The sequence below is a fragment of the Inquilinus limosus MP06 genome (assembly GCF_000767795.1).
Lineage (GTDB): Bacteria > Pseudomonadota > Alphaproteobacteria > DSM-16000 > Inquilinaceae > Inquilinus > Inquilinus limosus_E.
In genome coordinates this window covers 1-9,187 of record NZ_JANX01000222.1, presented here as the reverse complement: position 1 = coordinate 9,187, position 9,187 = coordinate 1, and the positions used below count along the sequence as shown (strand labels likewise).

The following is a 9,187-nucleotide window of genomic DNA, read 5'->3' as shown; positions in this document are numbered from 1 at the left end:
GTTTCCACCGGCTGGAACCGGCCCCGGTCCCGACTGCTCTGGCCCCGCCAACCCCCTCCCCCCGGCCCCCTCCCGCGAGGGGAGGGGGACGGTGAAGGAAGGGGCTCAGCGGGGCGAGAATGACGGCCATTTATCCCGCCCTCGGCACGCGCACGGTCACCGGCATGCCCTGGCGCAGGGCCGGGTCGGGGTCGTCGACGATGATGCGCAGGCGGTAGACCAGGTCGGTGCGCAGCTCCGGCGTCTGCACCGTCTTCGGCGTGAACTCGGCGACCGGGGAGACGAAGCCGACGCGGGCATGGTAGGGCCGGTTCGGCCTCGTATCCGTGACCACCTCGACCATCAGCCCCGGATGCACCCTGCCGAGATCCGGCTCCGCCACATAGGCCCGGATCCAGACCGGCTTGGTCAGCGACAGCACATAGGCGACGCTGCTGGACCCCATGATCGCCCCCGGCTCCGCCACCCGCGACAGGATGATGCCGTCGGCCGGGGCCGTCAGCGTGGCGTCGGCCAGCGCGGTCTCGGCGGTGGCGAGGTCGGCCTGGGCGGCGGCGAGATTGGCGCGGCCGGCGGCGATGTCCTCCGCCCGGTTGCCTTCCAGCAGCAGCTCCAGCGCCTGGCGCGCCGAATCCAGCCGGGCCTGGGCCATGTCGCGGTCGGCCTGGGCCTGGTCCAGCGTCGATTGCGGCGCGTTGCCCTTCTGCCGCAGCTCCTGGGTGCGGGCGAAGGCCAGCCTGGCGTTCTCCAGATCGGCCTCGCGCTCGGCCACCGTGGCGCGGCCCTGGGCGATCTCGGCGGCGCGGGGCCCAGCGACCAGCTTGTCGAGATCGGCCTGGCGCGCGCCAACGGCGGCTTTCGCCGCGGCGACGCTGTCCTGGAACGGCCGGTCGTCCAGCCGCGCCAGCACCTGGCCGGCGCTCACCGCCTCCCCTTCCTCCAGCCTCATCTCGGCCAGCCGGCCGGAGACGCGGAAGCCGAGCTCGGCCTGGCGGATGTCGACATTGCCGTAGAGGGTCAGCGTGTCGCCCTGGCCCTGGCGCCAGCCGAGACGGCCCGGCAGGTCGAACCACCAGCCGGCGGCGACGGCCGCCGCGATCAGGACGGCGACGGCGATGGGAACCCGCCGCGTCATGGCCGCGCCTCCGCCGCCAGGCCGCGCAGATAGATATCGAGATGCCGGTCGATGAAGACGCCGAGATCGAAGCTCTCGTCCTGGCGGACGAAGGTGGTGCCCCAGATCACCGCCATCAATAGCGGCGCGATCATCAGCCGGGCGGCGTCGGCCGGATCGACCGGCCGGATCTCGCCGGATGCGATGCCGCGCTCGATCAGGCCGGAGACGACACCGAGCATCCGGTCGATCACGGTCTCGCGCCAGAACTGCGCCAGCTCCGGGAATTGCGGGGATTCGGCGATGATCAGGCGCGGGAAGTGCAGCAGCGGCGACCCGGCCACCGTCTGGGTGATGGCGCGCAGCAGCCGCGGCAGGATCTCCAGCACCGGCACGCCCGGCCGCGCGGTCTCGCCGATCAGCCGCTCGACATTCGGCAGCACCGACTGGCGCACCAGCGCCTCGAACACCGCCTGCTTGCTCGGGAAGTAGAGATAGACCGTGCCCTTGCTGACCCCGGCGCGGGCGGCGATGTCGTCGATCCGCGTCGCGGCGAAGCCTTTCTCCACGAACAAGGCGAAGGCCGCCTCCAGCAGCTCCGCCGGCCGCGCCTCCTTCCGCCGTCTCCGCACCTGCGCCATCGCCGGTCCGCTCGCTTTCGTTAATGACTGACCAGTCAGTTATTAACGAAATAGCGGCACGAGTCAAGTTTCACCCGGATCAGCCGCCGCCGGAGGCCCGAGCGGACGAGTTGAAAGGGCCCCTCCTGAACGGGAGGGGCCCCTTGATCGGCTGTCGTTCGAAGCGGCTTCGCGAAGGGCTATACGGTCATGCGCAGCGGCGCCGCCTGCACGCCGTCCCGCCCCTCCTCCACCGCGTGGCAGGCGACCTGGGCGTCGCCGGCGGACAGCGGCTTCGGTATCTCGCTCCGGCAGCGGTCATTGGCCAGCGGGCAGCGCGGATGGAAGGCGCAGCCGGGCGGCGGGGCGATCGGGCTGGGAATCTCGCCCTCCACCATCCGTCGCGGCCGGCCGGTCATCTCCAGGTCCGGCAGCGCGTCCAGCAGCATTCGGGTGTAGGGGTGGCGCGGTGCCCGGAACAGCGACCGGGCGGGCGCCAGCTCGACCATCCGGCCGAGATAGACCACGCCGATCCGGCTGGCCATGTGCCGGACCACCGCCAAATTGTGGCTGATGAACAGGTAGGTCAGCCCGTCCTGCTGCTGCAGGTCCTTCATCAGGTTCAGGATCTGGGCCTGGACCGAGACGTCCAGCGCCGAGGTCGGCTCGTCGCAGACGATGAATTCCGGCTGCGACGCCAGCGCCCGGGCGATACAGATGCGCTGGCGCTGGCCGCCGGAGAATTCGTGCGGGAATTTTCGCCCGTCGCGCGGGTCCAGCCCGACCCGGCGCAGCAGCCCCGCCACCTTCTCCGCCGTCTCGGCCGGGGACGAGGCCAGGCGGAAGGCGCGGATCGGCTCGGCCACGATGCGCTCGACCCGCCAGCGCGGGTTCAGGCTGGCATAGGGATCCTGGAAGATCATCTGGATGCGCCGGCGCAGCCTGGCCAACTGCGCCTTCTTCGCCGGGTCGGCCAGGTCGATGCCGTCGATCAGCACCGACCCGTCGCTGGGCTGCAGCAGCCCCACCGCCAGCCGGGCGATGGTCGACTTGCCGGAGCCGGATTCGCCGACCAGCGCCAGCGTCTCGCCCCGGCGGATGGTGAAGCTGACATCCTGCACCGCCTTCAGGGTCAGCCGCGGCGCCCCGCCCAGCAGGCGGGCCAGCCAGGGCTGCGACAGGTCGAAGCGGCGGGACAGGCCCACGACCTCGACAACCGCATCCGCCGTCATGCCCGGCCTCCTTCCACCAGCCAGCAGGCCGCCGCCCCCTGCCCCGCCGCCATCAGCTCCGGCCGGTCCTTGCGGCAGCGGTCGAAGGCGGCGGAACAGCGCGGGTTGAAGGCGCAGCCGGGCGGGATCGCGTCCAGCCGCGGCATCGCGCCGGGGATCTGCTGCAGCCGGTCGGCATCGCCCTCGACCGTGGGGATCGAGCCCATCAGCCCCACCGTGTACGGATGGTGCGGCTGCCGGATCACGGTGCGCACCGGGCCGATCTCGGCGATCCGCCCGGCATACATCACCGCCACCCGGTCGGCGGTCTCGGCGATCACGCCCATGTCGTGGGTGATCAGCATCACCGCCGTGCCGCGCTCCCGGCACAGCCGCTTCAAGACCGCGATCACCTGGGCCTGGACCGAGACGTCGAGCGCCGTGGTCGGCTCGTCGGCGATCACCAGCTCCGGCTCCGCCGCCAGGGCCAGGGCGATGACCACGCGCTGGCGCATGCCGCCGGAGAATTCGTGCGGATAGCTGTCGATCCGCGCCGCCGCCGCCGGGATGCCGACCTCCTCCAGCAGCGCGATGGCCTTGCGCCGCGCCGCGTCGCGGCCCAGCGGCAGATGGGTGGTGATGGTCTCGGTCAACTGCCGGCCGACGGTGTAGAGCGGGTTCAGGCTGGTCAGCGGGTCCTGGAAGATCATGCCGATGCGCCGGCCGCGGATCCGCCGCATCGCCTCGGGCCTGAGATTGTCGATGCGCTCGCCCTTGAGCCGGATCTCGCCGCCGGCGATGCGGCCAGGCGGATCGATCAGCCCGATCACGGCGGTGCCGGTGATCGACTTGCCGGCGCCGGATTCGCCGACCACGCCCAGCACCTCGCCGGGGGCGATATCGAAGGACACGCCGTCGATCGCGGTCAGCAGGCCGCGGCGGTTGCGGAACTGGACCTTGAGGTCGCGGACGCTGAGCGTCATGTCGGCCATGCCCCTCACCTCAGCTTCGGGTTGAGGGCGTCGCGCAGCCAGTCGCCCAGCAGGTTGACCGACAGCGCCAGCACCGCCAGGGCGACGCCGGGGAAGATCGTGATCCACCACTCGCCGGAGAACAGGAAGCGGTTGCCGATGTTGATCAGCGTGCCCAGCGAGGGCGAGGTCGACGGCACCCCGACGCCGAGGAAGGACAGCGTCGCCTCGGTGATGATCGCCAGCGCCAGGTTGATGGTGGCGATCACCAGCACCGGCCCGGTCACGTTCGGCAGCACGTGGCGGAACATGATGGTCCAGTCCGACAGGCCGATCAGCCGGGCGGCCTGGACGTATTCCTTCTTCGATTCGACCAGGGTGGAACCGCGCACGGTGCGGGCGTACTGCACCCAATAGGACAAGCCGATGGCGACGACGATGACGCCGATCTGCAGGTCGGTGCCGCCGCCCTTGCCGACCAGCGCCAGGGCGATGCCGTTGATCAGCAGCGCGATCAGGATCGCCGGGAAGGTCAACTGGACGTCGGCGACGCGCATGATCACCGCCCCGACCCAGCCGCCGCGATAGCCGGCGACGAGGCCGAGGGTGACGCCGATCAGCATCGCCAACGCCACGCCGGCGAAGCCGACGAAGAGCGAGATCCGCGTGCCGTAGAGGATGGCCGAGAACAGGTCGCGCCCCTGGTCGTCGGTGCCGAGCAGGAATTGCGGGTCGCCCTGCGCCTCGAAGGCCGGTGGGATCAGCGAGTTCATCAGGTCGAGATTGGCAGGGTCGAACGGGTCCTGCGGCGCGATCAGCGGCGCCAGCACCGCCCCCGCCAGCATCAGGAGGGTGACCAGCAGGGCCAGGATGGCGATCGGCGAGCGGCGGAAGCGCCAGGCGAGGTCGCTGTCGAGCAGGCGTCGCATCGGATCACGCCCCCACGCGGATGCGCGGATCGACCGCGGCATAGAGGATGTCGACCACCAGGTTGATGGTAACGAAGATGAAGGCGCTGAGCAGCAGGTAGGCGGCCATGATCGGGATGTCGACATTGGCCACCGCCTGGATGAACAGCAGGCCCATGCCCGGCCACTGGAACACCTGCTCGGTGATGATGGCGAAGGCGATGATCGAGCCGAGCTGCAGCCCGGTGATGGTGATGACCGGAATCAGCGTGTTCTTCAGAGCATGGCCGAAATGGATCGCCCGGTCGGTCAGGCCGCGGGCGCGGGCGAAGCGGATGAAGTCGGTGCGCATCACCTCCAGCATCTCGCCGCGCACCAGCCGCATGATCAGGGTCATCTGGAACAGGCCGAGCGTGATCGCCGGCAAGATCAGCGAGCGCAGGCCGGACAGGGTCAGGAACCCGGTGCTCCACCAGCCCAGCCGCACCACGTCGCCGCGGCCGAAGGAGGGCAGCCAGCCGAGCTCGACCGAGAAGATGAAGATCAGGAGGATGCCGATCAGGAAGGTCGGCAGCGACACCCCGACCAGCGAGGCGCCGAGGAACAGGCGCGAGATCCAGCGCTGCGGGTAGAGGCCGGTGAACACGCCCATCGGCATGCCGATCAGGAGCGCCAGCAGGGCCGAGGTCAGCGACAGCTCCAGCGTCGCCGGCGCGCGCTCGCCGATCAGGTCCGAGACCGGCTGCTTGAACTGGTAGGAGTTGCCGAAGTCGAACCGCGCGGCATGGCCGACATAGCGGGCGAACTGGACGATCACGGGATCGTTCAGCCCCAGGCTCTCGCGCAGCGCCTCGCGCTCCGCCTCCGTGGTCTCCTGCCCGACCATCTGGTTGATCGGGTCGCCGACGAAGCGGAACATGGTGAAGGCCAGGAGGGCCACCACCAGCATCACCAGGATCGCCTGCGCCACGCGCGTCAGGATGAAAGCCAGCATCCTACCCCGCTGCCGTTGTGCCGAGGAAAAGGACGGGCGGTGCCCCCGGGGGCCGCCGCCCGGCGGGTCGGGACTAGTTCTTCTTGATCCAGTCGAAGATCAGCCAGTTGTCCGGCCGCTGGACCACGGTGAACTTCTTCGACACGCCCCAGGACAGCGCCTGCTGGTGCAGCGGCAGGTAGCCGACATCCTGGTTCAGGAGGATGTCGTAGGCCTGGGCGATCAGCTCGTCGCGCTTGGCCTTGTCGCCCTCGACCGAGAAGGCGTCGACCAGGGCGTCGACCTTGGGGTTGCAGTAGCCGCCATTGTTCGAGATGCCGACGCCCGGCGACCGGCAGCGCACCAGATTGTTGAAGACGCTGAGCGAATCGTAGCCGTCCGGGGTCCAGCCCAGCATGTAGAAGCTGGTGCTGTGGCCGCCCGGCTCGCCGATCTGGGTGAAGTGCTTGGCGCGCGGCTGGGCGTTCAGCGTCACTTTGATCCCGACCCGGGCCAGCATCGACACCACTGCCTGGCAGATCGCCTCGTCATTGACGTAGCGGTCGTTCGGGCAGTCCAGCGTGACGCCGAAGCCGTCCGGATATCCCGCCTCGGCCAGCAGCTTCTTCGACGCTTCCGGATCATAGGGGTGGCGCTTGAACTCGCCGGCCCGGTCGAACAGGGCCGGCGAGATCATCAGCGCCGTCGGCGTCGCCTGGCCGCGCATGATGCGCTGGGTGATCGCGTCCTCGTTGATCGCCTGGTAGAAGGCCAGCCGCACCCGCTTGTCCTTGAACGGGTTCTTGCCCTTGACCGTGGAGTACAGCAGCTCGTCGCGGTCCTGGTCGAGGCCGAGGAAGATGGTGCGCAGCTCCGGCGCGGTCAGCAGCGCGGTGTCGGCGTTGCCGGAGACGCGGTCCTGGTCCTGCACCGGCACCGGGTCGACCCAGTCGACCTGGCCGGACAGGAGGGCGGCGACGCGGGTGGCCGAGGACGCGATCGGCGTGAACTCGACCCGGTCGATGTTGCCCTCGGGCTTGCCCCACCAGTTCGGGTTGCGCACGAACACCGTCTTCACCCCGATCTCATGGCTCTCGACCATGAACGGGCCGGTGCCGTTGGCGTGCAGCACGGCGTAGCCGGGGTTCTTGTCGGCCGTGGAGGACGGCATCAGGGCGTTGTTCGCCTCCGACCACTTCTTGTCGAAGATCGGCCAGGAATCCCAGGTCGCGTTCAGGAGCGGGTTGGGCTTGGTCAGGATGAAGTCGACCGTGACGTCGTCGACCTTCACCGCCTTCATGTCGGACGGCACCCGGCCCTTGATGTCCGAGCCCGGGGCCCGGAGCCGGTCGAGCGAGTACAGCACGTCGTCGGCGGTGAACGGGTCGCCGTTCTGGAACTTCACGTCCGGGCGCAGATGGATGCGCCATTTCAGACCGTCATCCGTCACCTCCCAGCCGGTGGCCAGGCCCGGGACGATCTTCATCTCCTTGTCGCGCCTGGTGAGCCCCTCATAGACGTTGCTCATCGTCGCGGTGGTGAAGGTCTCGTTGTACTGGTAGCTGTCGAGCGTGTTCAGGTTGCCCTGGAAGGCGAAGCGGAAGGTGTTCTCCGCCCGCGCCGCCGCCGCGGTCGCCAGGAGGGCGGCCCCCACCAGCAATCCCATCGCCGCCCAACGCCAGGGCGCGGGCATGGCCTGGGCCCGGGATCTGCCTCGCTGTCTCACATCCGCCATCGGTGCCTCGTCTGGATCTTGGTTGCAGGAAACCGGTCGGCTCGCGCCATCCGGCCAGGTCCATGGGGTTCGAGGGCGCGGCCGGGCGCGGCCACGATGTGCTGCTCCCGCCCGACGCGGTTTGATTGCCTCCCCGTGGGGATGATTGCCCGACTTTCGCTCCGGGTCGAGGCTGTTGCTATGCTGCGATGCGGCATCGCCGCCGCCCGTTTGCTGGGCAGTTGCACGCGTCATCGCCGATCCCGGCCGCCCGACAGCATCGGATTCCAATCCTCATCCCCTCTTGCCGCACCGGAAGAAGCAACCGCCGTGCCATCGGCGTGCCGTCCGGCGGATCGGCCGCAGCGCCCCGGCGGCGAAAGGGGTCGCCTGCGGCCGCGTTTCATGGCTGAATCCAGCCGGTGCGAGCGTGCGGGCGCGATTCAGGGCGGCAGGGACGCGGATCCGCTTCCCTCAGCACCGATCGCGCTCTAGGGTACGCCGCTTCTGTCCTGGAGAATGCCGCGGTGCGCTATATCAGCACCCGGGGTCACGCCCCCGCCCTTGCCTTCGACGACGTGCTTCTGGCCGGCCTGGCCCGCGACGGCGGGCTGTACCTGCCCGAGACCTGGCCCACCCGCACCGCCGATGAATGGCGCCGCCTGCGCGGCCTGCCCTATGCCGAGCTGGCGACCGAGGTGATGCTGCCCTTCGTCGAAGGGTCGCTGACCCGGGCGGAGCTGGCGGCGCTGGCGGCCGAGACCTATGCCGGCTTCGACCACCCGGCCGCCGCGCCGCTGGTCCAGATCGACCACGACCTGTGGCTGATGGAGCTGTTCCACGGCCCGACCATCGCCTTCAAGGACTATGCCCTGCAGCTGCTGGGCCGGCTGTTCGACCATGTCCTGACGAAACGCGGCGAGCGGGTGATGATCGTCGGCGCCACCTCGGGCGACACCGGCTCCGCCGCGATCGAGGCCTGCCGCGACCGCGCCGCCATCGACATCGTCATCCTGCACCCCGAGGGCCGCACCTCCGAGGTGCAGCGCCGGCAGATGACGACGGTCAAGTCGCCCAATGTCCGCAACGTCGCGCTGAAGGGCAGCTTCGACGACTGCCAGGACCTGGTGAAGGCGATGTTCGCCGACGCCCCGTTCCGCGACGAGATGCACCTGTCGGCGGTGAACTCGATCAACTGGGCCCGGATCATGGCCCAGATCGTCTACTACGCCGCCGCGGCGCTGGCGCTGGGCGCGCCCGACCGGCCGGTGGCCTTCGCCGTTCCGACCGGCAATTTCGGCAATGTCTTCGCCGCCTATGCCGCCCGCAGGATGGGCCTGCCGATCGCGAAGCTGGTGGTCGGGTCGAACCGCAACGACATCCTCGACCGCTTCTTCAAGTCGGGCGAGATGAAGATGGACGGGGTGGTGCCGACGCTGAGCCCGTCGATGGACATCCAGATCTCGTCGAACTTCGAGCGGCTGCTGTTCGAGCTGTGCGGCCGCGACGCCGACCGGCTGAGCGCGCTGATGGCGGAGTTCCGCGGCACCGGCCGCTTCGCCGTGACGCCGGAGATGCACCGCGCCGCGGCCGAGCTGTTCGCCAGCCACCGGCTGGACGACGAGGCCACGCTGCGGGTGATCGCCGAGACGCGCGCCGCGACCGGCCAGACCATC

At 69.7% G+C, this 9,187-nt stretch carries 8 protein-coding genes; 1 reads left to right on the top strand and 7 read right to left on the bottom strand.

The features are described from left to right. Window positions 1-130: 130 nt before the first annotated feature. The 7 genes from hlyD to P409_RS17565 all read right to left on the bottom strand — a co-directional run bounded on the left by hlyD (window position 131) and on the right by P409_RS17565 (window position 7,451). Entirely contained in the window at window positions 131-1,135 is a 1,005-nt protein-coding gene (gene hlyD / locus P409_RS17595) for a secretion protein HlyD (RefSeq protein WP_034840313.1), read from the bottom strand. Next, window positions 1,132-1,746 carry a TetR/AcrR family transcriptional regulator gene (locus tag P409_RS17590; RefSeq protein WP_238578711.1) on the bottom strand — a complete coding sequence of 205 codons (615 nt, stop codon included), beginning with the start codon at window positions 1,744-1,746 and terminating at the stop codon, window positions 1,132-1,134. The genes hlyD and P409_RS17590 overlap by 4 nt, the downstream gene beginning before the upstream one ends. 188 nt (window positions 1,747-1,934) lie before the next feature. Next, complete coding sequence (locus P409_RS17585) at window positions 1,935-2,966, bottom strand: ABC transporter ATP-binding protein (protein WP_034840307.1); 1,032 nt, start codon at window positions 2,964-2,966, stop codon at window positions 1,935-1,937. Further along, complete coding sequence (locus tag P409_RS17580) at window positions 2,963-3,937, bottom strand: ABC transporter ATP-binding protein (RefSeq protein ID WP_034840303.1); 975 nt, start codon at window positions 3,935-3,937, stop codon at window positions 2,963-2,965. Before P409_RS17580 ends, P409_RS17585 begins: the two co-directional genes overlap by 4 nt. A gap of 5 nt (window positions 3,938-3,942) precedes the next feature. Further along, a complete protein-coding gene (locus P409_RS17575) occupies window positions 3,943-4,845 on the bottom strand; it encodes an ABC transporter permease (protein WP_034840298.1) in 903 nt (300 codons plus the stop codon). A 4-nt stretch (window positions 4,846-4,849) separates the two neighbouring features. Further along, window positions 4,850-5,818 (bottom strand): ABC transporter permease, encoded by a 969-nt coding sequence (locus P409_RS17570; RefSeq protein ID WP_034840295.1) that lies wholly within the window; start codon window positions 5,816-5,818, stop codon window positions 4,850-4,852. A gap of 73 nt (window positions 5,819-5,891) precedes the next feature. Continuing rightward, entirely contained in the window at window positions 5,892-7,451 is a 1,560-nt protein-coding gene (locus P409_RS17565) for an ABC transporter substrate-binding protein (protein ID WP_202964704.1), read from the bottom strand. 587 nt (window positions 7,452-8,038) lie between these two features. On the opposite strand from P409_RS17565, the gene thrC reads away from it, so the two are divergent. Then, on the top strand, window positions 8,039-9,187 hold a 1,149-nt coding region (thrC, locus tag P409_RS17560), incomplete at its 3' end, for a threonine synthase (protein WP_034840290.1).

Bases quoted from the DNA above. Each gene is read 5' to 3' on its own strand.
- P409_RS17575 (WP_034840298.1), bottom strand. From the start codon at position 4,845: ATGCGACGCCTGCTCGACAGCGACCTCGCCTGGCGCTTCCGCCGCTCG.
- hlyD (WP_034840313.1), bottom strand. From the start codon at position 1,135: ATGACGCGGCGGGTTCCCATCGCCGTCGCCGTCCTGATCGCGGCGGCC.
- P409_RS17570 (WP_034840295.1), bottom strand. From the start codon at position 5,818: ATGCTGGCTTTCATCCTGACGCGCGTGGCGCAGGCGATCCTGGTGATG.
- P409_RS17585 (WP_034840307.1), bottom strand. From the start codon at position 2,966: ATGACGGCGGATGCGGTTGTCGAGGTCGTGGGCCTGTCCCGCCGCTTC.
- P409_RS17580 (WP_034840303.1), bottom strand. From the start codon at position 3,937: ATGGCCGACATGACGCTCAGCGTCCGCGACCTCAAGGTCCAGTTCCGC.